The following is a 25,221-nucleotide window of genomic DNA, read 5'->3' on the forward strand; positions in this document are numbered from 1 at the left end:
CTAACGTTAAAATGGCGCGGCCGCCCTATTTTTGAGGCGGCTTTCGCTTTTTTCTGCTATTATAGTGAAAGGAAAAATCATCCGGGGGTACTTTCATGAATAACATACAACACCTGAGATATGCGGTCGAAGTTGAAAAGACGGGCTCCATTTCACGGGCGGCGGAAAACTTATTTATGGGACAGCCGCATTTGAGCAAGGCTATCCGCGAACTTGAGGAGGATATGAATATCACCATATTCAACCGCACCTCCAAGGGCGTCGTGCCGACGCCGCAGGGGGCGCGCTTCCTTGAATACGCGCGCAACATCCTGGTACAGATAGACGAGCTCGAATCGCTTTACAAGCCCTCGGGAGCGCAGACCTTCAGCCTCTCGCTGCCGCGCGCGAGCTATGCCGCCTACGCCTTCACAAAATTCACACAGACCCTTGACGGGCAGGAGGCCGTAGACCTCAAATACCATGAGACGAACTCGATGCAGACCATAAAAGACGTCAGCGACGGCCGTTTCTGCCTCGGCATCGTGCGCTATCAGGACGTCCATGAAAAATACTTCCTCTCGGCGCTCGAAGAACGCGGCCTCAAATACGAAGACATTTGGGAATTTGAATACCTCGCGCTGATGTCGCGGAAGCATCAGCTCGCGGCCGCCCCGGAGATAAGATACAGCGACCTGCGCCAGTTCACGGAGATCGTCCATGACGACAACTCCGTTCCCGCGATGCCGGTCTCGGAGGCACGGCTGCTTGCGCAGAAACATGAAAAAAAGAAAAAGATCGCCGTTTACGAACGCGGGATACAGTTCGAGCTGCTGCAGCGGCTGCCCTGTACCTATATCTGGGTCTCCCCGATGCCGCAGGCGGTGCTTGACTGCTTCGACCTTGTGCAGCGCCCCTGCTGCGACGCCGACAACTCCTTCCGTGACATCCTCGTATTCCGAAAAAATTACCGTTTCAGCCGCGAGGATATGACCTTCATTGAAAAACTCAAAGAAACCGTTGCGGAAGTTTCCAATAATCTCAGATAAGTAAACTATACCGATATTATGATATCGATATACTTCAATTAGTACCTGCCATTTGTGAAAGATATGAATTAATATTCACTCCGTAGGGTAGGAAATTACGGGGCATAATGGCCCCTATCCGCACTAAAGGGAGTGAATGAAGATGAAATATCCGAAATTGTTTGAACCGGGAAAAATCGGAAATCTCACCGTTAAGAACCGCATCGTCATGGCGCCGCTGGCAATGGGCGCCGCCGAAAAGGACCAGACCATAGGGCCGGCCTTTCTCGCCTATTTGCTGGAGCGCGCCAGGGGCGGCGTGGGAATGATCGTACTCGAAAACACCCGCGTCGACGATCAGCACGGCGTCGCCGCCGAATGTCAGGCAAGCGTAGCTCGCGACGAACATATCGCCCCGCTCGCGGCGGCCGCCGAGGCGCTGCACAAGGAGGGCGTGGTCTTCTTTACCCAGCTCCACCACCCCGGACGCGAGACCTTTTCAAACCTCAACGTCAGCGAGCCGGTGTGGTCGTCATCCCCGCGTCCCTGCGGAGTATGTCAGCAGGAGACCCACGAGATGACGACGGAAGAGGTGGAAGAGGTGATCGCGAAGTTCACCGCGGGAGCCGTCCGCTCACAGAAGGCGGGCTGCGACGGTGTGGAACTCCACGGCGCGCACGGATATCTCATCAGCCAATTCCTCAGCCCTTATACAAACCGCCGCGGCGACCGCTTTGGCGGCAGCTTTGAAAAGCGTTTCAACTTTGTAAAAGAGATCACCGAAGGCATTCAAAAGGCCTGTGGCAAAGACTTTCCTATCGGCATCCGCCTCACGGTCGATGAATTGCTCGCGCCAAACGGCGTGCAGGAATACCTTACGCTCGAAGAGGGCATAAAGGTCTGCCAGGCCTGCGAGAAACTCGGCATGGCCTACATCAACGTCTCCAACGGGATCTATGAATCATTCAACTCGCTCTCCGAACCGATGACCTATCCGCAGGGCTGCCGCAGCGAGAGGATACGCGCCGTAAAAGAAAAAGTCGGCATCCCCGTCATTGCCGTCAACATGGTCAAAGAACCCTGGTTTGCGGAAAAGATGCTCGAAGAGGGGCTTGTAGACTTCGTCGGCCTCGGACGCGCCGTCGTCGCCGACCCAGAGTGGGCGACGAAGGCCTTTGAGGGGCGCGAGGGCGAGATCAACCGCTGCATCTCCTGTACCTTCTGCTTCGAGACCCTCGTCTCCGACACCATCGCGGGCAAAGGCCCCGTCAAATGCGCGGTCAATCCGCGCGCGGCGCGCGAGACGCTCTATCCCGAATTTAAAAAGGACGGCGAGGGGCGCACTGTCGCCGTCGTCGGCGCCGGCCCCGCGGGGCTCGAAGCGGCGCGTGTGCTCGCCGAACGCGGCTTTGCCCCCGTGATCTTTGAAAAAGAGGAAAAACCCGGCGGTCAGATCAACATCGCCGACAAGCCGCCGCATAAAGAAAAAATCGACTGGATCGTCGAATATGAGCTCAAGCAGCTCGCGATGAAGGGAATATCCGTCAAAACCGGAACAGAGGCGACCCCGGAAAGCGTCAAAGCCATCGCCCCTTACGCGGTGATGATCGCGACGGGCGCGGAATCCATCCGCCCACAGTCGATAAAGGGCGTCAACAACGCCAACGTGCTGACGGTCGACGAGGCGCTTCTCGGCAAACCGGAGATCAGCGGCAAAAAGGTACTGCTGATCGGTTCCGGCGCCACGGGACTCGAGACGGCGGAATTCCTCTGCTCGCAGGGCAACGACGTGACGGTGGCGGAGATGCTCGACGCGATCGGCAAGGGCGTCTACGTGCAGCATTACCTTGACGCGATGGACAAACTCTCGCGCTACGACGTCAAATACCTGCCAGGCCACAAGCTGACGGAGATCACGGAAGAGGGTGCGGTGCTCGAAGACCTCAAGGAAAATAAGAACGTCGCCATAGCGGCGGACTACATAGTCCTCTCGCTCGGCGTCAGGTCAGTCAACACCCTTGAGGCCGAATGCAAAAAATTCTGCGGCAAGACCTTCGCCGTCGGAGACGCCAGCAAACCCGGGCGCGTCGAATCGGCGGTACGCGAAGGCTTTGAAGCCGCCTGGAACCTCAAATAGACCGCCAAGCCACATACCCATAAAAACCTCAAGCCCCCTGACGAAGCGTCAACACCGTCAGGGGGGCTTCATATATCGGCCTTGCGGGCGGACCGGCACGAAAGCCCCCGCCAGAGTCCCGGAGCTCCAGATCGCGGTATCCATGGAGCGCCCTCACGCGGCGACATCGATCGGCGGGACGCCTCTCCCTCGTCGCCGTGTTATCGCCCCGATATACCGATATCGTTATATCGATATTCAAAATACGTATCTACCAGATTTAGAGGAACCATACTAGAATATCATTGTACACAGAGTTCCGGTCCACACACCGGATTGTTAAGATAGATGCCCCTTCATTTCAACCTCTACAAAACCCCTCAAAGCCCTCCTGACGCGGGAGGGCTTTACCCTTTCACCTTATGTGCCACTATAGCCCGTGATTTATTTTATTAGACGGCAATCTTTTACAATTCAGTCCGTCCCCGCTAAAATATATACCCTTGATTTTCTTTCTCCGCGCTCCGCAAGCAGACCTTCCATGACCATTTCATTCAGAAGGCGTTTCGTCGTAGATTCAGCAAGGGCCAGCGCTTCGCGCGCCTCTTTATTGGATATGCTCCCGTTGTCTTTAACATAGGCGAGAACAAGCTCCTGCCTGCCGGTTTTTTTCTTTGCAATTTTATCGGCTTTTTTTATCGGCTTTTTATCGGCTTTTTTTATCGGCTTTTTATCGGCTTTTTTTATCGGCTTTTTATCGCCTCGGCGATATAGATTCACTCGAAAGGTTTCGCCTATCTCTGAAAATTCCGGCTCCGGCAGCCCGTGTTCCGCGGCGCGCTTCAAAATGCGGGGGAGCCCCGTGCCCCATTCCTCGATCAGCTCCATCCGGCTGAATATCTCCGCGATCGCGCGATTTCTGATCTTAGACCGACCGTTGATAGCTTCTTCCAGCGTCAGCCCGCCGTAAAGCATTCCCGGAGAGGTGACTTCCAGCCGGTCGTCGTAAATTGCCACCTGAACGTAAGAATCGTCCATATAATTCCTATGACAGACGGCGTTGGTAATCATCTCACGTATCGCGCCGACAGGAAGCTCATAACGCTCTTTTCTTATCAGTCCGTCGATCTCCACGCTCTGATTAATGTGTCGAAGCACGAATTGATACGCAGCCTCTATCTGTTCATATAACGGCCCTGAATATTCCTTTTTATCAATAAAAATATCTCTGTCCATTCCTTTGAATAACGCGCACTGTATCTTAGAGAACCGAAAATAATCGCTCGTCAGCAATACAAACGCGTTACTGGCCAGTACCTTTTTATCCACTTTTTTGATTACCTTCCAGCTTAGCAGTTGCTCAATAGTGACTAGAGGAATATCCATTTTTTCTTCTTTAGAGGAGACAGCGGCCCGCATGTAGGTATACATATCATTACACAACTTATCCACCGCGCCTCCAGTAACCTGGTACCCGATGCACGCTAATTCATCCCAAGATACATTGGCACCCTCCATTTCTAATTCCCTGACTTTAGATGCATCGGCAAGCCTGGACGTCCCCGCTACTCTGACATAAGTTCCGTTTTCTTTTCCTGCCGCTTTCAGGTAATAAGGACGGTTTGCTCCCGGATAAATTTCTATTACGACGATGCTCTTGCCATCGACCGTCTGAAAAGTGATATCGGGTATGATTTGAGGCATACAACAGTCAGAAATCGCATTGGCTACGCTGTCCATAATTTGGAAGACTGATTCTTTGTCTACACCTACCACTGTACCGCTTTCGTCATCGATTCCAATGATAAGTTTTCCGCCGCCTGTATTGGCAAAAGCGATGACCGTCTTCACGTACCGCTCGCTTTTCTTAGGGAGTTCGGACTTAAACTCGATATTTTTTGACTCTCCGTGAAAAAATTCTTTGAAACTCAGCTTCCCCACCTCACTCGTATCCATATCTCCGCTTTTCATTCTTCGCCGGCAATTCTTGCGATTATCTCGTCCGCGGCTTCCGGCCTGGCCAGTTGCTTCGCGGCCTCGCGCATCTTCTGCGCGGACTCTCCGGAAAAGAGCGCGTCGACGCTTTCGGCGGCGCGGGAGGGGCGCGGGAGGGACCAGGCGGCGCCGTTTGCCGTCAGATAGGCCATGTTCAGCTCCTCCTGTCCCGGCACGGGGTCGATGAGCAGCATCGGCAGCCCCGCGCAGAGCGCCTCGGAGGCGGAGAGGCCTCCCGGCTTCATCACCGCGGCGTCGGCGGCGGCGTAGTAGTCCTCCATATTGGAGACGAAGCCCTCTATTCTTACGTTGTCTTTGTAGCGGAAGTATCCCTTCATCCGGCCAAGCAATCTGTGGTTGCCGCCGCAAATGACGACGACGCGCAGTTCGCGGCGGGCGGAGAGGGATCTCGCGGCCTCGAAGACGGAGCCCGCGCCGATGCCGCCGCCGCTCACGAGGATCACCCGCTCGTCCCGCGGCAGGCCGAGCCTTGCCCGCGCCGCCTCCTTTGAGGGAATGGCTTTGAATTTCCGCGCGATGGGCACTCCGGGATCGCTCACGTTGTATATGTTTTCCGCGAAACGCTGCCGCATCGCGCGCGGGCTGCCCGCGAAGGACCAGGCGAATTCCGCGCTGCGCTGGAAGCGGTGGCTTTCAAAGTCGGTGTCGGCGCAGTACACGGGGATATGTCCGCGTTCCATTTTCGCCAGCTCGGCGGCGCCAAAGTAGTGTGTGAAGACCGCCGCCTCGGTCCCGTTCGCGGCGAAGAGGTTCTTCAGCCGCGGCAGGTAAAGGCGGCAGAGCTTTTCGTGTACCCATTCAAAGGCGGACGACTGCGCTCCGGGGCGGTCCGAGCCCCAGTAGAAGGCCCCCCACAGCCACGGCGCGCGGCGCGCCATCGCGACGTATCCCTCCGAGACGGTGTATTTGAGCCACGCGGGGATGATATCCAGAACGTCGCAGCAGACGACGCGCCCCTGTGGGTTGTAGGCGAGAAAGGCCTCGCAGAGGGCGAAGGCCGCCGTCCGGTGGCCCGTTCCCTCCGAGGCGTATATCACCGCGAGAGAGTTTAATTTTTTCATGCAAGCCCTTTAAACAGATCGCCGAGAGTCACCTTCGGCGCGGCGTTGCGCTCCTTCTCGACACGTATCGCCGCGAGAATGGAGTCCCGCATCTGCTCCTGCGTATAGTTGCGCGGGAAGTAGAGCGCCGAGGCGTCTCCGTGGCCGCCGCCGCGGATCTTCTTACCGTCCTTCAGCAGCGCGAGCACCCTGCCCGCGAGACCGTCGCGGCTGCGCATCGAGACCGCCCAGTCGCCGCCGAGCCGTCTCGCGGCCACTGCGGCCACCTCCGGCGGGTTGTCGTCGCGGTCGAGGATGAGGCCGCAGAAATCGGAGACGTCGCCGTATTCCAGCACGCCGTCGCAGACGAAGGCCAGCTCGCCGCCGGAACGCCAGATATGCTCCTTCGCCTGCGCAAAGCGAGCCTCCTGCCGCTCCGTGAACTCCTCCGCGCCAGCCAGCTCCGCCGGTGAAAGCTCCGCGCGCGGATTATCCATCAGCCGCGCCAGCATCCCCCACTGGCCGCACATCGTGACGAGCGCCTGCCAGAGGCGGCTCTCCGGCATCTGCCCGAGCCAGAGGTCGCGGTCGTTGGCGATCTTCACCGTCGGCTCAAGCTCCGCCAATATCCGCTGAGTGCGCTCGTCCTTCGCGTTTTCGCGCAGCCACCGCCAGTAGACGAGGGCCCCGCAGTAATTCGTATCGATGACGGCCCATTTGCGGTTGCCGTATCTCTCGAAGGTGCTCTTATGGTGGTCGAAGAGGAACGGGCGGCGGGAATCGTTCCACAGCTTGTCTATCTCGTCCACCGTCTGCTCCCGCTGGCAGAAGAGGTCCAGCACGAGCGGCTCCTGACCGGCGGCGAGCGTCTCAAGGATCAGCATGTCCACGTCGCCGTAGCCGGTAAGCGATATGCGCACGAGGCGGTCGTGATGGTTGACATGCCAGGCGAGCGCCGCCGCCGCGACGCCGTCGAGATCCGTATGGCTGATTATATGAAGAAGAGGTTTATCCATTGTAATTCCTCCGATTTTTGTCAATAATATATCTCACAAAGAGGCTGATGTAAATTAAAAATACCGTAATAAATATCAGCGCGACAACACGGGAACGGCGGCGAAAAAACACCGGCGTTTGATCAAGGCAGAGAGGGGCAGACAAATGAAAAAGGCCGTCATAGATATCGGGACGAATTCGGTGAAGCTGACCGTCGGGGAACGTTCCCGCGAGCAGGGGATAAAAATATTGTTCGACGTCAACGTGATAACCAAACTCGGCGAGGGGATGCAAGAGAGCGGGACGCTCTCGCGGGAGGCGATGGCGCGCACGACGCAGGCCGTCGTCAAGTTCGCGGATTTCGCGCGCTCGCAGGGGGCGGAAGAGACGGTCTGCGTCGGCACGATGGCGCTGCGCACGGCGAAAAACGCCGCGGACTTCTTAAAAATGGTGCGCGAAGCGGGCGGACCGGAGGTGCGGGTCATCTCCGGCGAGGAAGAGGCGGCTCTCTCCGGCCGCGCGATGCTGAACAGCATCGAAGGCGCGGCGCGCGGCGAGGTGCTGATCTTCGACACCGGCGGCGGCAGCACGGAATTTACCCGCGTTAATAACGGCGCGCTGGAAAGCCCGGTCAGCGTGCCGGTGGGCGCGGTGACGCTGACGGACGAAAACTTCAAAAGCTCTCCCGCCGATCCGCGGAAGGTCTGCGCCGTCGTCGCGGAGCTTGCCAAAAGATTCTCCGAAGAGGGGCTCCGACCCGGCGCGGCAATGATGATCGGCGCGGGCGGCAACGTCACCGCGATGGCATCTGTCGCCGCGGGCCTCGACGAATACGACCCCAACAAAATACACGGCAGCCGCCTCTCCCTGGAAGAGGTGATGCGCCAGACGGCGCTCTACGCGAAATGCACGGGAGACGAGCGCCGCGCGATAAGGGGGCTCTCGCCGAAGCGCGCCGACATCATCCTCGGCGGCGCCTGCATAATCCTCGCCGCGATGGAGGCGGCGGGAGCCAAAGAGATCACCGTCAGCGACAGGAGCCTGCGCCACGAACTGCTGCGGCGGATATGCGAGGGACAGCCGGCGGAAGAGCGGCCTTAATACAGAAATATTGCGGTTGGTATTGCTATATCCCGGTGATAAATCGATGGTGCAAGGTCTGCTGCTTCATCAGGATTTGTCACGTTCTTATGCGGAACGGCTATCTTTCAGTCTCATATTTTGCTATTGTAAAGGAACGTTTCGAGAACTTGGAGATTAAGGTTTTTCCCGGCCTCTTGTAAAATCAACAAAAATGCTGTTTAATTGAATAAATGTTAATTTCAATACAAGCGTAAATTATACCTGATCAAGAAAGCCAAAGCACAGGAACATAAGAAAAAAGGCTGCCTTTATAAGTAAGGGGGAATCTCAATGAAAAAAAGCATACTTGTATATCTGATGATCGCGGTGGCTGCGCTCTTCCTGACAGGCGGCTGCTCCAATAGCGAAAGCGGCGCAGAGATAATGCTGTCGGATTATCCGCACTTTGTCGAGATCCCGCTTATCCGGCAGGGAACGACTTATTCCTGCGGGATAGCATCCATGCACAGCCTTCTGCGATGGGCCTCCTACAACCTGGATATCAATGACGAACACCTGATGGAAGCCTGCGGCACGACTAAGGAAAGCGGCACTGCGTACCAGCGGCTGCTCTCCTATATGCAGGAGACCGGCCGGCTGGACGCGGAATGGAAAGAAAAAATGACCCTTGAAGAGGTGAAAAATACCATCGACGCAGGCGGCGTCGTAATGATGCCGATACAGGCATGGGAATCCAAGAATAATTCCGCAGGCGAATCGACGGCATTCGAAACCGACGACTACAAAGATTATTGGGCGGCCGGCCACTGGGTGATCGCCTGTGGCTACAACGACAGGAGCGTCCTGTTTATGGACCCGTCTACAGCCGGCTGCTATACGCAGATGCCCTGGGGAGCGCTGGATATACGCTGGCACGACAGTCCCGACTATGAGGATGGTTCGACGACTTTTACGAAATACGAACACTGCGGCCTCGTCATATATAAACTGGGAAGTGAGAAATACGACCCTAAGGTCGTCAAGCCTCTCGGCTGATACTTAATCCCCAAACGTCGATTAAGGATTTTGTAAAGCGCTTGACAAACATCCTCTTTTCGCATATAGTTAGCTTCAGTCAGGATGAACATTTGATTTCACATGTTTTTTGTAAGTCATTTGCCCGCTAAATGAGTTACAAAAGGCATGTGAAATTTTTTTATCCCGAAAATATATTTGATGGAGGTACTGATTATGAACAGCGGTACTGTAAAATGGTTTAACCCGGAAAAAGGCTTTGGATTTATCTCGAACGACAACGGCGGCGAGGATGTTTTCGTCCACTTCTCAGCCATCGCGGCAGAGGGCTTCAAGTCTCTGAACGAGGGACAGAAGGTCACCTTCGAAGTAGAACCGGATCCCAAGAACAGCAAGAGAATGCGCGCGGTCAACGTTAAAGTAGCATAAGAGGCAAACGCTTACGCCCCCTCCTTTCGGAGGGGGCGTTTTTGTTATACGCCGGATGAAATTGTAAGCGCGGCCGGCCGCATCTTCGCCAGCCCGCTCAAGACCGGATAACGCGCGGCGGCATGATCCTCCCCCCTCTCACGCGCCGCCTTACGGCGAACCCATCTCCTATTCGCAAACGCCGCGATAAAAAAACCGGCTGAAAGCCGGCGGTACGCTTGCGGCCCGTAGTTTGCAAAAGAAGCGATCGTAAGAAAACCGTAAGCTGGGAACGCGGCGGTGGATGTTTTGCTAAGCGGGCGGCGGCGGTTATAAAGCCGGGCCTTCCGGTTTTCGAAAAAATTCTCCGCGGTAACGAAGGAGGAAATAGGCCGCCACCGCGAGCGGGAAGAGCATATACCAGCCTGAGAAGGCAAGGACGGCGCAGGAGAGCGTCCCCGACAGAAGGCCGCACAGGCGGCCGCTCTTTGTCGGCAGCACCTTCGCCGCGGAGAACATGCCGATGGTGTAGACGAGCAGAAAGGTGGCGCTCGGGATGCCGAGCAGGGGCTTGAGATCCCAGGACAGCGCCCAGCTCAGAAAGAGCAGGGAAAGGTTGAGCGGGACAAAGAGCCACAGCGCGCGGAACGGCGTCTTGTAGAGGGGGTGGAGCTCTCCGAAACATTTGGGAAAGTATCCCTCGCGCGCCTGCGCGTAAAAGAGGCGCGAAAAACCCGCGATGTAGGTATGGACGGGGCAGTAGCAGATGACGAAGCCGAGCAGGCCGACGAGCACCGCGGCGGGCTCCCCCCAGCGCAGTTTTATCAGCGAGATCATCGCGATGTTGGGATTGCCGCCCCTGTAGACGCCGCTGCCCACCACGACCAGCGCGATCGCGAGGTAGACGGCGTTGACGACCACGTAGGCCGCGCCAAGGCTTATCGGAATGTCACGCCGCGGGTCTCTGAATTCCTCCGCGAGGTGGCCGATCATCTCCCAGCCGAGGAAGGCAAAAAAGAGCAGCGACATCGTGTGCCCTACGGCGCCCAACCCGTGGGGCAGGAAGGGCGCGAAGTTCGCCGTCCTGATCTCGGAGAGCGATGAGAATACGACAAATATGAGTATCGAAAGGATCGCGCTGACGATAAAAAGCTGGCTCTTGCCGGAGAGCTCTATCCCACGCAGGTTCAGCGTGACCGCCGTCAGGATCAGCGCGCCGGCGGCGATGTGAGCCGCGCCCGCGCCCCAGCCGAAGAGGCTGCATAGGTAGTTGGCCCCGATGAGCGCCGTGGGCGGCAGGCCGATGGGCATCGCCGAAAATATGAGGAAACCCGTGAGCCTCCCCATGCCGGAGCCGAAGGCCTGCCGCGCGTAGGCGGCGATCCCTCCCGAGTCCGGGTAGCGCGAGGACATCTGAGCGATCGCGGCGAGCATCGGCAGAGAGATGAGCCCCATCAGCAGCCAGCTCACGAGCGAAGCGGGCCCGGCTATTTCCGCGGCGATCGCCGGAAGCACCAGTATTCCCGCGCCGATGACGGCGCCGATGGTCATCGCCGTCCCTTGAAGCCAGGTTATGCTTTTCCTAAGTTCTCCTCTGCCGCCAGCCATTTATACCATCACTCCCTTGCCTCTAATGACGATCATACTGTGTTTTTGGTCCGCGGCATCATTAGTAGTATAAGGGAGAGGCCGAAGCCTCTCCCTTTATATGACGCGCGTATTGCTGATTGTTGCGAATGGCTAGATCTCTCTCGGCTGTGCGCTGTAATGCGTATGGAGAAGATGGTGCGACTTCTCGCCGAGCGGTTTGCCAAGCCATTTCTCATAGAGGGCGACGATGTCGGGGTTCTTGTGCGACTGGCGCAGCGTTTTGCACTCGTCTTCACGGTAGACGGCAGCCGTGCGGGCCGCGCGGATCTCCGCGTTGACGGGCTGGGGCTGTCCGCCCCCGCCGATGCAGCCGCCGGGGCAGGCCATGACTTCAATGAAGTGATAGTCGGCTTCGCCGGCGCGAATTTTGTCCATGAGGATCTTCGCGTTTTTCAGCGTATGGGCGACCGCGAGTTTGACGGTGACGGTCTGTCCGCCCACCGGAACGTCGACGGAGGCCTCTTTGATGCCCTCCATGCCGCGCACGGGCTGGAAGATGATCCCCGGGATGTCCTTGCCTTCGTTGAGGACGGCGTAGACGGTGCGGAGGGCCGCCTCCATAACGCCGCCGGTGACGCCGAAGATGACCGCGGCGCCGGTCGACGAACCAAGCGGGCTGTCATAGTCCTCTTCGGGGAGGTTTTTGAAGTCGATGCCGGCGTTCTTGATCATGCGCGCAAGCTCGCGTGTCGTGAGAACGGTGTCCACATCGGGTATTCCGGGATTGCTCTGGAGCTGCGGGCGCACGCACTCGGCCTTTTTCGCGGTGCAGGGCATGATGGAGACGCTGTAGATGTCCTCAACAGGGATCCCCTGCGTTTCGGGCCAGTAGGTCTTCGCGAGGGCGCCGAACATTCCCTGCGGCGATTTCGCCGTCGAGAGATGCGGCAGGAGGTCGGGATATTTGATTTCGATGAAGTTGATCCAACCCGGCGAGCAGGATGTGATCATCGGCAGCACGCCGCCGTTGACGACGCGGTCAAGGAATTCGTGTCCCTCTTCCATGATCGTGAGGTCGGCGGAGAAGTCGGTGTCGAATACTTTGTCGAATCCGAGGCGGCGCAGAGCGGCGACCATTTTGCCGGTCACGATCTCACCGGCGGGCAGGCCGAGCGCTTCGCCGAGGGCGACGCGCGTCGCGGGAGCGGTCTGGACGATGGTGTATTTTTTCGGGTCGGCGAGGGCGGCGAAGACCTTCTCGGTGTCGTCGCGCTCACAGATGGCTGCCGTCGGGCAGACGGCGGCGCACTGTCCGCAGTATGTGCAGGCGACCTTGTCAAGTCCGTAGCCGAAGGCGGGCTCGACGATCGTTTTGAAGCCGCGGTTCACAAAGCCGTAGACGTCAAGGCCCTGACGCTCGTGGCAGGCTCTTATGCAGCGTCCGCAGAGAATGCACTTGTTGGGATCGCGGACAAGGCTCGGGTTGCTCTCGTCTTTCACGGCGGAGCGGGTCGCGCCCTTGTACGGGACCTCGCGGATGCCGAGGTCGGCGGCCGTCTGCTGAAGTTCGCAGTCCTGGTTCTTCTGACAGAAGAGGCAGTCCTGCGGGTGGTTCGCGAGAAGGAGCTCGACGACCGCTTTGCGGGTCTCGCGCACCTTCGGTGTGTTTGTATGAACGACCATGCCGTCCGCTACGGGGTAGACGCAGGCTGCGCCGAGTCCGCGGCCGCCGACGATCTCAACTACGCAGACGCGGCAGGCGCCCTCTTTGGAAAGCTCCGGGTGATAGCAGAGCTGAGGAATGCGGATTCCGGCTTTGGCAGCGGCTTCGATCACGGTAAAATCGGATGGCACCTCTACTGTTATGCCGTCTATTGTAACCTTAACAAGTTCCATATTCTTTTTACTCCCCTTCCATTAACCGAAATTAGCCGCGCACGATCGCTTTGAACGGGCACTTTGTCATACATACGCCGCACTTGATGCACTTGGCCGCGTCAATGACGTACTTCTGCTTCGGTTCGCCGCTGATCGCATCGACCGGGCAGTTCTTCGCGCAGAGGCCGCAGCCTTTGCAGGCGTCGGTGATCTTGTAGCTCAGCAGGTGGTGGCACTGGCCGGCAGGACATCTCTTCTCCTTGATATGCGCCTCGTATTCGTCCCTGAAGTAGCGCAGTGTGGAGAGGATGGGGTTCGGAGCCGTCTGGCCAAGGGCGCAGAGCGCTCCGGCTTTGACGGAGGCCGCCAGCTTCTCGAGCTTCTCGATGTCTCCCTCTTCGCCCTTGCCGTCCGTGATCTTTTCGAGCATTTCAAGCATGCGCTTCGTGCCCTCGCGGCAGGGCGTGCACTTGCCGCAGGATTCGGACTGGGTGAAGTTGAGGAAGAACTTCGCGACGTCGACCATGCAGGTCTCCTCGTCCATGACGACGAGTCCGCCCGAGCCCATCATCGCGCCGGCGGCGATGAGCGAATCATAGTCGATCGGAGTGTCAAGAAGTTGCTCGGGGATGCATCCGCCGGAGGGGCCGCCGATCTGGACGGCTTTGAATTTCTTGCCGCCAAGGATGCCGCCGCCGATCTCAAAGATGATCTCGCGCATCGTGATGCCCATCGGGACTTCGGCAAGACCGGTGTTGTTGATCTTGCCGGTGAGGGCGAAGACCTTCGTGCCCTTTGATTTTTCTGTCCCGAGCTTCGCGTATTCCTCCGCGCCCACGCGGAAGATGTAGGGGATGTTGGCGAATGTTTCAACGTTGTTTATGTTCGAAGGTTTCTCCCAGAGTCCCTTGATGGCGGGGAACGGCGGGCGGGGACGCGGCATGCCGCGCTTGCCTTCGATGGAGGCCATAAGGGCCGTCTCTTCGCCGCAGACGAACGCTCCGGCTCCCTCTTTGATGTGGATGGTGCAGCTGAAATCCGTGCCGAGGATCTTGTTTCCAAGAAGTCCGGCCTCTTCAGCCTGCGCTATGGCCTGCTTCAGGCGCTTGATCGCGAGCGGGTATTCGGCGCGGCAGTAGATATAGCCCTCGTCGGCTCCGATCGCGTAGGCGCCGATGATCATGCCCTCGAGTATCGCGTGGGGGTCGCCCTCAAGCAGCGAGCGGTCCATGAACGCGCCGGGGTCGCCCTCGTCGGCGTTGCAGATGATATATTTCTTCGGGCCCGGCGACTTCTGGCAGAAGCCCCACTTCATGCCTGTCGGGAACCCGCCGCCGCCGCGGCCGCGGAGTCCGGTCTTCTTCATCTCTTCGACGACCTGCTCCGGCGTCATCGTGAGAAGGACCTTCGCAAGTCCTTCGTAGCCGTCGGCTCCGATGTATTCCTCAAGCGAGTCGGGGTTGATGTGTCCGCAGTTCTTGAGGACTAGGCGGTGCTGCTTCTTGTAGAAGTCGATATCAGCATAGTCGGGAACGCTCTGCGACGTGAGGGGTTCTTTGAAGAGCAGGCGGTTCACGATACGTCCCTTGATGAGGTGTTCGCTGACTATTTCCGGAACGTCGGCCTCCTGCACGTGGGTGTAGAAGGTCCCCTCCGGGTAGATGATGACGAGGGGACCCTGCTCGCAGAATCCCTGACAGCCGGTCTCTACTATCTTTACTTCCTTATCAAGGCCGTTCGCCTTGAGTTCTTCTTCGAGTTTCGCAATTACCTTTCTTGAACCGGAGGAGACGCAGCCCGTTCCGGTGCAGACCAGTACGTGAGCTCTTACGAGAGCCATCGAAAATTCCTCCCTTCGACCTATGCTTCTTTGTTGGGGATCTTAGCTACCACAAGATCCTCAACCACAACGCCGTTGATGAGATGGTCCGCGATGATACGCGGGACATCAGTCGGGCTGACGGGGCCGTAGGTGACTCTGTCTTCGCCGGGGCGTACTATGTCGAGAAGGGGCTCCTTCTGGCACATGCCGATGCAGCCGGTCTGAAGGACCGCCACATCGTGAATGTTGCGCTTCGCGAGCTCTTCGAGGACCGCCGTCATTACCGCGCGCGCTCCGGCGGCGATGCCGCAGGTGCCCATGCCGATGATGACCTGTTTCTCATTGAGCTTTCTCGTCTCTGTCTGCTTCTTTGCCTCTGCCTTTATTTTACGAAGATCTTCAAGACTTTTGATAGCCATTTTATGTTCCTCCCTTTCCCTATGCGTACTTATCCAGGATCGGTCCGACCGATTCGGGCGTAAGTCTGCCGTGCGTGTCGTCATTTACCATGAAGACAGGCGCAAGGCCGCATGCGCCGATACAGGCCACCGTCTCAAGCGTGAACTTGAGGTCCGGCGTCGTCGCCTGGCCCTCTTTGAGGCCAAGCTTTTCACGAATGGCGTTCAGGACGCCCTTCGCTCCGCGGACGTGGCACGCCGTTCCCTGACAGGACCTGACGATGTTCTTTCCGCGCGGCTCGAGATGGAACTGAGCGTAGAAGGTCACCACGCCGAATATCTGGCTGATGGGGACCCCTAGCTTATCGCTGATTTCGATCAGGACCTCTTTCGGCAGATAGCCGAAGATGTCCTGTGCCTGCTGAAGCACGGGAATGACGCTTCCCTTAGTGCCGCGGTATTTGCCGAGGAGCTCAGCCAACTGCTCCCACTGCTTTTCCGACGCTTTCTCCACCATAAAACGCACCCTCCTTAATTGTCTCCTTTTCAGGCCCTCCCGCCTGAAAAGATGAAAATGTAACCCAATAGAAAAAGTTACAGGTCATTCCGCACGCCTCAAAAACGCTCCAAATGAGACACTCTATATTGGCAATCGTGCTGTGCGAGACAGCACTTGCGAAAAAGTACACAAAGCATGATTATTATAGCCCCTTGACGATAGTAACCGCAACCGAGAATTCCTTTTTTCAGACAATTTAATTTATATTTGCGCTTTTTTGTCTGCTTTTGTTTTCGGGGTATTCAGTTAAAACTCCTTGAATTCTTAAAAATTTCTTAATCGCCGCCAATGTTTGGCGAAGCCGCCGGTCCATTCAACAGATCAACGCTCTTTTTTTAAAAAATTGCAAGTTTGTTGCGAATAAATCCATTCTCTTTATTAAAGATTAATAAAAACGTATAATAAGCTTTAATCATCTTCGTTCGGAGGAAAAAAGGAATGTCTTTTTCAGACATAGAGATAAAATATTTGGCGCGCGGGCTCGCCGTCCCCCGGGAGGGAGAAAAAGTGACGCCGGAGGAGCAAAGATAATGCCGGCGGCGGTGATAAACGGCAAAGAGGTATCTTTCGAGCCCGAAATGACGATATTACAGGCGGCGGAGCGCGCCGGGGCCATCATCCCAACGCTTTGCCACCACCCGGCGCTTGAAACATTCGGAGGCTGCCGCGTATGCCTTGTGGAGGTGAAGGGATATTCCAAGCTCGTCCCCGCCTGCGCGACTCCCATATCGGAGGGCATGGAGGTCGTGACCGAGAGCCCGCTCCTGCGCGAAACGCGGCGCGCCATTGTGGAGCTGATGCTGCTGCGCCATCCGTTTGAATGCCTTTACTGCCACGCGAACGGCCGCTGCGAATTACAGCGGCTCGTCTATAATCTTGGAATAAAGCGGGAGTCGTTCCCCTGGCGCGGAGACCCATCCCCGACGCCGCATCCCGTCGACGAATCCAACCAGTTCTTTATCCGCGAACCGGATAAATGCGTGCTGTGCGGCCGCTGCGTGCGCGTCTGCGAAAGCCACGCGCAATACCGCGCCATCGACTTCCTGAATCGCGGCATCGATACCGTGATACAGCGCCCCGCCGATTTCGGCGTCGAGGCCTCCGACTGCAAGTTCTGCGGGCAGTGCGTCGCCGTATGCCCCGTCGGGGCACTCTCCGACCGCGCCGCGCTCGGCGGCGGCCTCGCGGCGGAGATGAAGCGCGTAAAGACGGTCTGCCCATACTGCGGCGTCGGCTGCGCCGTCGTCGTTGAGGTAAACCGGCAGGGAAGGGTGGCGAACGTGACCACCGACCACACCGACATGAGCTCTCTCAATCAGGGAAGAAGCTGCGTCAAGGGACGCTTCGGCTGGGAATTTGTCAACAGCCCCGACCGCCTGACGACGCCGCTTATAAAGGAAGGGGGGGAGTTCCGCGCCGCCTCGTGGGATGAGGCGCTTGACCGCGTCGCGGAGGGGCTGCGCCGCAACATGGGACGCGCGGGATTTTTCACCTCGGCCCGCTGTACGAACGAGGAAAATTATCTGATGCAGCGTTTCGCGCGCGAGGTGATGTCCACAAACAACGTGGACCACTGCGCCCACCTCTGACACTCCGCCACGGTAGCGGGTCTCGGCGAGACCTTCGGAAGCGGAGCGATGACTAACGACTATGAATCGATAAAACAGGCCGATACTATCATGGTGATCGGCTCCAACACGACGGAGGCGCATCCCGTCATCGGCGCGATGATCAAGGAGCGGGTGCGCGGCGGAGCGAAACTCATCGTCTGCGACCCCAGGCTTATCGAGCTGCACCGGTACGCCGACGCCTCGGTGCGCCAGCGGAGCGGCTCGGACGTCGCGCTGGTCAACGCGATGATGCATGTGATATTAAAGGAAGGGCTTCACGACGAGGCCTTCATCGCGGCGCGCGTCGAGAATTTTGAGGCGCTCAGGGCCGCGGTCGAAAGATACTCCCCCGAATACGCGCGGGAGATCACGGGCGTGCCCGCGGAGACGATCGTCAAGGCGGCGCGCCTGTACGGCGGAGCGAAGAACGCCGCCATCTTCTATACGATGGGCATCACGCAGCACGTAACGGGGACAAACAACGTACGCAGCCTTTGCAACCTCGCGCTGCTCTGCGGCAACCTCGGCCGCCCAGGCACGGGGGTCAATCCGCTGCGCGGCCAGAATAACGTGCAGGGGGCCTGCGACATGGGATGTCTGCCCGCCACGCTGCCGGGATATCTCAAGGCGGATACGGAGGCCGCCGCCGAAAAGGCGCGCGCCTATTGGGGATGCGAACTTCCCTCCGAGGCCGGGCTCACCGTCGCCGCGATGATGGAGGCGGCCTCGGGGGGAAAGATCGGCGCGCTCTTCATCATGGGGGAAAACCCCGCCGTCACCGACGCCGACACCGGCCACGCCGTCCATACGCTGAAGGATCTCGACTTCCTCGCTGTGCAGGATATCTTCCTCACCGAGACGGCCCGGCTCGCGGATGTCGTGCTGCCCGCCGCCTGCTGGCCCGAAAAAGAGGGCACCTGTACCAACACCACGCGCGCCGTACAGCTGCTGCGCAAAGCCAGCGACGCCCCCGGCGAGGCGCGCGACGACTGGCGCACCTTCGTCGGGCTCGCCCGGCGTTTCGGCCATGAGTGGCGCTTCGACAGCCCGAAAGATATATTCGAGGAGATAAGAAAACTCAATCCCGCCTACGCCGGCATGAGCTACGAGCGGCTCGAAAAGGGCTATTTGCAGTGGCCCTGCCCCGATGAGGACCACCCGGGGACGCCGATCCTGCATAAGGATAAGTTCGCGCGCGCGGGCGGCAAGGCGGCCTTTTCGCCCTGCGAATGGCGCGCGCCGCACGAATGGCCGGACGGGGAATATCCGCTTATAGCGACGACGGGACGCAGCCTCTTCCACTATCATTCAGGGAGCATGACGCGGCGCGGCGCGCCCGGACGCCACCTCAAAGAGCTCTACATCGAGATCAACCCGGCGGACGCGGAAAAACTCCCGCTCGCCGAGGGGGAGACGCTCACGGTGACCTCGCGCCGCGGCTCCGTCTCGGGACGCGCGAGGGTCACGGAAAAGGTGCCATCGGGAATGGTCTTTCTGCCATTCCACTTCGCCGAGGCCCCGGCCAACCTGCTGACGGCGGCGGTCTGGGACCCCACCTCCGAAACGCCGGGCTTCAAGGTGAGCGCCGTGAGGCTCTCGAAGGGATAGCGCCGTGCCGGATCGTATCGGATCATCGCTGCTGCTGCTCGCCGGAGGGCTCGGCAGCCGGATGTGGGGAAAGAACAAGCTATATCTCGAGTTAAGCGGCGCGCCGCTGCTCGGGCACATCCTGGCGCGCCTCGCGCCGCTCTTCGACGAAACGCTGCTGCTCGCGGCCCAGGGCGGCGCGCGGGAGGCGCGCGAGCGGCTTGGACCGCTGCTCGACAGATGGGACGTCCGCGTAACGGAGGACCGCGCCGCGGGGCGCGGCCCCCTTGAGGGGCTCTGCCGGGGCCTGGCTGAAATGAACGGAGAATGGGGCTTCCTCCTCGGCTGCGACATGCCGGGCGTCGACGAAGCGGTGCTGCGCGGCATGGCCTCGCTGCGCGCGGAGGAGACCGACATCGTGGCGGCGGAGATCGGCGGTTATCTGGAGCCGCTCCACGCCTTCTACAGCCGCCGCTGCCTGCCGCGCGCCGAGGCCGCGCTCGCGGGATGCGGACGGATAAGAAGTTTCTACCGCGAATCACGCCTCACGATCGTAAACGAGGAATCGCTCTCACGTTTCTCAAAAGACTACAGAGGGTCGTTTACAAACCTCAACACTCCCGGCGATCTGTCCATGTTGATGCGCTCATAAGCGGCAAAATATTGACGGCCTAGTCCGCGGGCGACTGGCCGCCGGCGGCGTCGCCGGCCGGCTTTGTTCCGGCAATATCCGCGCGTCCGTCATTATACATCCGCACCGGCGACGGTATCCTCCGGGCAGGGCTGCCCACCCAGGTACCGCCGGGACCGATGTCTTTTATAACGGCGCTGCCTATGCCGACGGCGGAGTTTTCGGCGATCGCCGTGTAAGGCCGGACGAGAGAGCCGATGCCGAGAAAGACGCCGTCCGCAATCGTAACGTTATCACCGGCTGCGCTTCTCGGAGCCGCGTGGCAGTAATCGCCGACCTTCGTATCGTGGCCGATGTAGCAGCCCGAGTTGACGATGCTATGGCGGCCTATCACCGCGTCTGGCTCGATGATGCAGCCGGCCATGACGATCGTGCCCTCGCCGATGCGCACGGAGCTGTCAACCTCGCTCTTCGGATGAATGACGACGGGCCAGCAGACATTTTTAAACTTCTCACAGATGGCGCGGCGCACGCCGTTGTCCCCGATCGCGAGAACGGCCATCGTCTCCGCGGTGTCGGGCATTTTTGAGACAGGGCCGTAAATTGGCAGACACCAAAGGGTTTGCCCCCATAGCTCCTGGTCGTCGTCGTAAATTCCCATACATTCAAAACCGCACGCCACAAGCGCCGAAAGAACAACCTTGGCGTGGTTGCCGGCGCCGATAAGAAAAACGCGGGACTTCTTTTCCATGTCATTCCAACCTTTCCATTTTTATTTGTCCGCCCCGCCTAGACGGGGCGGAGACTGTCGTATACGGCTCTTAGTCCTTTTTTCGGGCGGCCGCGGCCATCGTTTTTTCCGCCTCGTCCAGCGGCTGCCAGCCGCCTCCGAGCGCTTTGAAGAGCCGGACGGCGTTTGTCGATATCTGGCCTCTGCTTATCGTGTATTCTTCGGAGAGCGCCGTCAGCGAGCGCTGCGCGTTGATGACGTTCGTGAAATCGACGAGGCCGTTCGCGTATTTGTCGTTCGCCATGTCAAGCGCCGCCTGCGCCGCTTCCATGCCGCGTTTGAGCGAAGCGTTCCTGTCATATTCCTGCACGTTCGCGGAGAGCGCGTCCCTCACTTCGCCGACGGCCTGCAGCACCGTCTGTTCATAACTGTTGAGCAGCTGTTCGGCGACGGCGCCCTGCACTTTAATGTTTTTCCTGATCGCGCCGGCGTGGAAGATGGGCCAGCTTATCTGCGGCATAAAGCCGTAAAGTTTGGCGGGGCCTTCAAATAGGCTTCCCCAGCCGCCGGCTTCGGTGCCGATCGAGCCCGTCAAATAAAATTTGGGCCACAGGTCGGCCTGCGCAGACTTTTTGCGCGCGAGCTGCGCTACGAGCAGGCGCTCCGCACGGAGGATGTCGGGACGCTGGCGGATGGCGTTTGCCGGGATGCCGATATATTCTCTGCTTTCAAGAACGGGGATCGGCCCCTTTGCGGAAAGTTCCGCTTCCAGCGTCCCCGGCAGTTCGCCCGTGAGGATGGCGAGCGCGTTTTTTGTCTGTTCGAGCGCGGCTTCGATGTTCGGGATCATGGCTTTTGTCTGTTCCATCGTGTACTGCGCCTGTTTCAGAGTGAGGGAATCGGCAAGGCCGGAGTTTGTTTTCGACAGCTGTATCTCAACGGTGTCGTTCTGCAGCCCGAGGTTGTAATTCGCGATATCCAGGCGCTCCTGCAGCGTGCGCAGCGAGATGTAGTTTATCGCGACCTCCGAGGCGAGCGAGGTCCACGTCGAGTATAGCGCCGCGTACTGCACCTCAAGCGTCGCCCTCTGTGCTTTGACCTTCTCGCGCCGGCCGCCGAAGACGTCTATCTCCCACGAGGCGTCGACACCGAGGCGATAGAGACTGCCGCTGCTGCCCGTGCCTCCGGCTGCGGCCGGCGTGCGGCTGTTGTTCCAGAAGTTTGCGGTGTCGAGCCACGGAAGGAGCGCGGCCCGGCTGATGCCGAGCGCGGCGCGCGCCTCCGTCACCTTTGCCCGCGCCGCGGCGAGGTCTCTGTTTTTCTCAAGAGATCTCTTGATCAGCGAGGTCATCGTCGGGTCGCCGAAAGAATCCCACCAGCTTGCGAGCCTTTCCGGCGTGAGCGCCTCAGACGTGTCGGATGATATGGCCGCCACGGGGTATGCCCGCGCGAGCTCCGTCCACGCGCTTTCCGCGAGCTTCCTGTCGGCGGAGGCCAAAGCGGCGTCCGTCTTCTGCGCGGCGCAGGCCGCCGAGGAGGCAAAAGCCGCCAGCGCCGCGGCCGCCGCGCATCCGCGAAGAATATTTATCGTTTTCATTGTGCCGCCCTCGCTTTCCTGCCCATAGCTTTGATGCGCCGCTTCACCTTTTCACGTATCCTCTGGAAGAATACGTAGAGCGCCGGAATGAGGAAGATGCCGAAGATCGTGGCCGCGTTCATTCCAAAGAACATCGTCGTGCCGACCGCCTTGCGGCTCGCGGCTCCCGCGCCGGAGGCGAAGAGCATGGGGAGCACGCCGAGGACGCAGGTGAAGGCCGTCATGAGCACCGCGCGGAAACGTTCGCTCGCGGCGCGCGCGGCCGCCTGGATCAGCGGCAGTCCGTGTTCCTCGCGCTGCTCTTTGGCAAACTCGACGATAAGTATCGCGTTCTTCGCGGCGAGACCCACCAGCAGCAGTATCCCCAGCTGGGCGTAAATGGAAAGCGAAAGCCCCATCACCCAGAGCCCGGCGAGCGCGCCAAGCATGGCGACCGGCAGCGAGAGTATGACCGGCACCGGTACCGACCAGCTTTCATACTGCGCGACGAGGAAGAGGTAGGCGAAGATGAGCGCGATCACGAGAACGACCACCACGCTGCTGCCGGATTCCTGTTCCTGATAGGTCATGCCGGACCATTCGTAGCCGTAGCCGCGGGGCAGCGCCGCTTTCGCTATTTCCGCCACGCGCGCTATTCCCTGTCCCGTCGAATAGCCGGGGTTCATAACGACCGTTATGCCGGCGCTGGGGAAGAGGTTGTAGCGGTCGAGCGTGCGCGGGGCCAGCGTTTTGCGCGCCGCGGCCAGGCTCTGCATCGGCGTCTGCCCGCCGTCGCTGTTGCGCACGAAGATGCCGCCGATGCTGTCCGCGCTGTTTCTATAGCTCCACTCGGACTGGAGCATGACCTTATTGACCTGCGTGCCGATATTTATGTCGTTGATGTACGCCACGCCGAAATATGTCTGCAGCGTTGAGAAGATGGAGCTTACCGGAACGCCCATCATCTCGGCCTTCTGGCGGTCGATGTTGAGGAATAGGTGCGGCGTGTCGGCGGAGTAGGTGCTGAAGGCGTAGAGGAACTCCGGCGCCTGGTTCAGCGCGGCGAGAAGTCCCTGCATCACCGACGCGAGCCTTTCAGGGTCGTTTTCCTCGCGCGACTGCAGCCTCAAGTCAAGGCCGGAGGCCATGCCGAGCCCCATTATCGCCGGCGGCGTGAAGATGTTCGCCGCGGCTTCGGGATACTCCGCGGCTATCTTTTTGATCTCGTCGGCTATCGTCAAAAGCTGCGTCTCTTTTGTCTTCCGTTCGTCCCAATGTTTCAGCGGAACGAGCAGCGAGGCGACGTTTTCGCCGTAACCTCCCATGATGTTGACTCCGTTGATGCTGGAAACGCTCTCTACCCCCGCGAGCTTTGAGACCTCGGCCCCCATGGAGCGGGTCACCCTTTCCGTACTCGTAAGGGGAGAGCCCTCCGGCAGCTGTATGGTGGAAAAGACGACGCCCTGGTCCTCGTCTGGGATAAACGACGAGGGCATAGTTTTACCCAGGGCCCAGCAGCCGGCGATCATCAGCGCGAAGATGCCGAAGGTGACGAGCGTGCGCCGCGCAAGCCAGACGGAGCCCGTGACATAGCCGCGCGTGGATTTCGCGAGCGTGATGTTGAACCATTTGAGCGGCCCTCTCTCCGCCGGTCTCACGCTGCGCAGTATATGCGCGCACATCGCCGGCGACAGCGTGAGCGCCACCACGAGCGAGAAGCATACGGCAAAGGATATCGTCACGGCGAACTGCTTGTATATCTGCCCGGTGATCCCGCTCATGAATCCCACCGGCACGAATATCGCGAGAAACACGAGCGTCGTCGCGCACATCGGGCCGGTAACGTCGCCCATCGCCTGAAGCGTCGCCTCCTCCGGCGAACAGCCGTCCCTGTCCATAACGAAGAGCACGCGCTCGACGACGACGATCGCGTTGTCGACGACGGTCCCGATCACAAGCACCAGGCCGAACAGCGACAGGATGTTGATACTGTACCCCATAGCCGCGAGCCCCGCGAAGGTAGCCAGCAGGGAGATGGGTATGGCCGCCACGGGGACGAGCGTTACGCGCCAGTCCTGAAGGAAGAGGTAGCAGACGATGACGACGAGCATGAAGGTGAGAATGAGCGTCGTCAATATTTCGTTGATCGTTGCCTTTACATAGTCGGTAGAGTCGCGCAGCACGACGAATTCCATGTCGTCCGGCAGCGTGCTTTTTATCTCCGCCATCGTTTTTTTCGCGCCGTTCATAACGTTGAGGGCGTTTGAACCGGCGGCCTGAGAAAGCGATATCATCGTGGAGGGCGCGCCGTTCACGATAGCCTTGATAGAGTAAGTCTCCTTGCCTATTTCGATTTTCGATATATCGCGCAGCTTGACGACGCCGCCGTTTTTGTTTACGGAGACGACGATCTCTTCAAAATCTCTGATGTCCGCAAGCCGCCCCTTGGTCATCAGCGTGTAAACCATAGGGCTGTCCGTCGCGCTGGGCATCGCGCCGACGGAGCCGATGGAGGCCTGTTTGTTCTGGCTCTCGATGGCCGCCGCCACGTCGCCGATAGAGAGCCCTAGCGATGTGATCCGCACTGGGTCGAGCCAGATGCGGATGCTGTATTTTGAACCGTAGACCTGGACGTCGCCCATCCCGGGAACGCGTTTCAGGACGTTTTTGATATTCGCGTGGGCGTAGTTTGACAGATCAAGCTCGCTGTGAGTCCCGTTGGGTGAAATGATCGCGAGAAAGGCCAGTATGTCCGAAAAGGCCGTCTCCACCGTGACGCCCTCCGCGACGACTTCGGCGGGCAGCTGCGGCGTTACCTGCGATACGCGGTTCTGCACGCGCACGAGCGCCATATCGGGATCGGTGCCCGTCGCAAAGGTAACGGTCAGCTTATACTCGCCGTTGTTGCTCGAACTCGAGTTCATATAGATCATATCCTCGACGCCGTTGACCATCTCTTCCAGCGGTGCGCCGACCGTGTTGGCCAGCGTCACCGCGTCAGCGCCGCGATAGGTGGTGGTCACCTGGATCTGCGGCGGCGTGACGTTGGGATACTGTTCGATCGGCAGAGAGAAAGCGGCGATCATACCCGAGAACGCCATCAGCACGCAGACGACGATCGCAAAGCGCGGGCGGTCGATGAAAAATTTAGAGAACATCC

Annotated in this window: 18 protein-coding genes; 7 read left to right on the forward strand and 11 right to left on the reverse strand. The window is 59.0% G+C overall.

What is annotated here, in order from left to right; genetic code table 11:
* The first annotated feature begins 95 nt into the window (after nt 1-95).
* The gene (locus tag CLOEV_RS14350; protein ID WP_008708858.1) at nt 96-1,028 is read left to right on the forward strand and encodes a LysR family transcriptional regulator; all 933 of its coding nucleotides are present in this window, start codon (nt 96-98) and stop codon (nt 1,026-1,028) included.
* A gap of 142 nt (nt 1,029-1,170) precedes the next feature.
* Nucleotides 1,171-3,144, forward strand: coding sequence for an oxidoreductase (locus CLOEV_RS14355; protein WP_034444587.1), 1,974 nt, complete (start codon nt 1,171-1,173; stop codon nt 3,142-3,144).
* Nucleotides 3,145-3,597: 453 nt separating this feature from the next.
* Here CLOEV_RS14355 and CLOEV_RS14360 read toward each other — a convergent pair whose 3' ends face one another.
* From CLOEV_RS14360 to CLOEV_RS14370, 3 genes are read right to left on the reverse strand one after another with little or no spacing between them, the layout of a single operon-like run.
* Nucleotides 3,598-5,094: an ATP-binding protein gene (locus tag CLOEV_RS14360; protein ID WP_218915528.1), complete on the reverse strand. Its 1,497-nt coding sequence runs from the start codon at nt 5,092-5,094 to the stop codon at nt 3,598-3,600.
* Entirely contained in the window at nt 5,091-6,200 is a 1,110-nt protein-coding gene (locus CLOEV_RS14365) for a glycosyltransferase (protein WP_034444590.1), read from the reverse strand. The genes CLOEV_RS14360 and CLOEV_RS14365 overlap by 4 nt, the downstream gene beginning before the upstream one ends.
* Nucleotides 6,197-7,195: a DHH family phosphoesterase gene (locus CLOEV_RS14370; protein WP_008708842.1), complete on the reverse strand. Its 999-nt coding sequence runs from the start codon at nt 7,193-7,195 to the stop codon at nt 6,197-6,199. Before CLOEV_RS14370 ends, CLOEV_RS14365 begins: the two co-directional genes overlap by 4 nt.
* A 145-nt stretch (nt 7,196-7,340) precedes the next feature.
* On the opposite strand from CLOEV_RS14370, the gene CLOEV_RS14375 reads away from it, so the two are divergent.
* From CLOEV_RS14375 to CLOEV_RS14385, 3 genes are all read left to right on the forward strand, one after another.
* Nucleotides 7,341-8,276: a Ppx/GppA phosphatase family protein gene (locus tag CLOEV_RS14375; protein ID WP_034444594.1), complete on the forward strand. Its 936-nt coding sequence runs from the start codon at nt 7,341-7,343 to the stop codon at nt 8,274-8,276.
* Nucleotides 8,277-8,588: 312 nt separating this feature from the next.
* Nucleotides 8,589-9,293 carry a C39 family peptidase gene (locus CLOEV_RS14380; RefSeq protein ID WP_008708838.1) on the forward strand — a complete coding sequence of 235 codons (705 nt, stop codon included), beginning with the start codon at nt 8,589-8,591 and terminating at the stop codon, nt 9,291-9,293.
* 195 nt (nt 9,294-9,488) lie between these two features.
* Nucleotides 9,489-9,701 (forward strand): cold-shock protein, encoded by a 213-nt coding sequence (locus CLOEV_RS14385; protein ID WP_008708837.1) that lies wholly within the window; start codon nt 9,489-9,491, stop codon nt 9,699-9,701.
* Nucleotides 9,702-10,010: 309 nt separating this feature from the next.
* Here CLOEV_RS14385 and CLOEV_RS14390 read toward each other — a convergent pair whose 3' ends face one another.
* The 5 genes from CLOEV_RS14390 to nuoE all read right to left on the reverse strand — a co-directional run bounded on the left by CLOEV_RS14390 (nt 10,011) and on the right by nuoE (nt 15,885).
* Nucleotides 10,011-11,288, reverse strand: coding sequence for an APC family permease (locus CLOEV_RS14390; protein ID WP_034444597.1), 1,278 nt, complete (start codon nt 11,286-11,288; stop codon nt 10,011-10,013).
* 132 nt (nt 11,289-11,420) lie between these two features.
* Nucleotides 11,421-13,166 (reverse strand): NADH-dependent [FeFe] hydrogenase, group A6, encoded by a 1,746-nt coding sequence (locus tag CLOEV_RS14395; RefSeq protein ID WP_034444598.1) that lies wholly within the window; start codon nt 13,164-13,166, stop codon nt 11,421-11,423.
* A gap of 31 nt (nt 13,167-13,197) precedes the next feature.
* Nucleotides 13,198-14,988 (reverse strand): NADH-quinone oxidoreductase subunit NuoF, encoded by a 1,791-nt coding sequence (gene nuoF / locus CLOEV_RS14400; protein WP_008708833.1) that lies wholly within the window; start codon nt 14,986-14,988, stop codon nt 13,198-13,200.
* A gap of 20 nt (nt 14,989-15,008) precedes the next feature.
* A complete protein-coding gene (locus CLOEV_RS14405) occupies nt 15,009-15,389 on the reverse strand; it encodes a (2Fe-2S) ferredoxin domain-containing protein (protein WP_008708832.1) in 381 nt (126 codons plus the stop codon).
* A 19-nt stretch (nt 15,390-15,408) separates the two neighbouring features.
* Nucleotides 15,409-15,885 carry an NADH-quinone oxidoreductase subunit NuoE gene (gene nuoE, locus CLOEV_RS14410; protein ID WP_008708831.1) on the reverse strand — a complete coding sequence of 159 codons (477 nt, stop codon included), beginning with the start codon at nt 15,883-15,885 and terminating at the stop codon, nt 15,409-15,411.
* Nucleotides 15,886-16,457: 572 nt separating this feature from the next.
* Between nuoE and fdhF the strand changes: the two genes are divergently transcribed.
* Nucleotides 16,458-19,145, forward strand: a complete 2,688-nt coding sequence (gene fdhF, locus CLOEV_RS17340; protein WP_084482464.1) for a formate dehydrogenase subunit alpha — start codon at nt 16,458-16,460, stop codon at nt 19,143-19,145.
* A gap of 4 nt (nt 19,146-19,149) precedes the next feature.
* Nucleotides 19,150-19,776, forward strand: coding sequence for a molybdenum cofactor guanylyltransferase (mobA, locus tag CLOEV_RS14425; RefSeq protein WP_034444607.1), 627 nt, complete (start codon nt 19,150-19,152; stop codon nt 19,774-19,776).
* Nucleotides 19,777-19,795: 19 nt separating this feature from the next.
* On the opposite strand, the gene CLOEV_RS14430 is transcribed toward mobA, so the two are convergent.
* The 3 genes from CLOEV_RS14430 to CLOEV_RS14440 all read right to left on the reverse strand — a co-directional run bounded on the left by CLOEV_RS14430 (nt 19,796) and on the right by CLOEV_RS14440 (nt 25,219).
* The gene (locus CLOEV_RS14430) at nt 19,796-20,506 is read right to left on the reverse strand and encodes an acetyltransferase (RefSeq protein WP_008708824.1); all 711 of its coding nucleotides are present in this window, start codon (nt 20,504-20,506) and stop codon (nt 19,796-19,798) included.
* A gap of 70 nt (nt 20,507-20,576) precedes the next feature.
* Entirely contained in the window at nt 20,577-22,082 is a 1,506-nt protein-coding gene (locus tag CLOEV_RS14435; protein ID WP_034444610.1) for an efflux transporter outer membrane subunit, read from the reverse strand.
* Entirely contained in the window at nt 22,079-25,219 is a 3,141-nt protein-coding gene (locus tag CLOEV_RS14440; protein WP_034444612.1) for an efflux RND transporter permease subunit, read from the reverse strand. Before CLOEV_RS14440 ends, CLOEV_RS14435 begins: the two co-directional genes overlap by 4 nt.
* Between the last annotated feature and the right edge of the window lie 2 nt (nt 25,220-25,221).

The sequence above is a fragment of the Cloacibacillus evryensis DSM 19522 genome (assembly GCF_000585335.1).
In the GTDB taxonomy this organism is placed as follows: Bacteria; Synergistota; Synergistia; order Synergistales; family Synergistaceae; genus Cloacibacillus; species Cloacibacillus evryensis.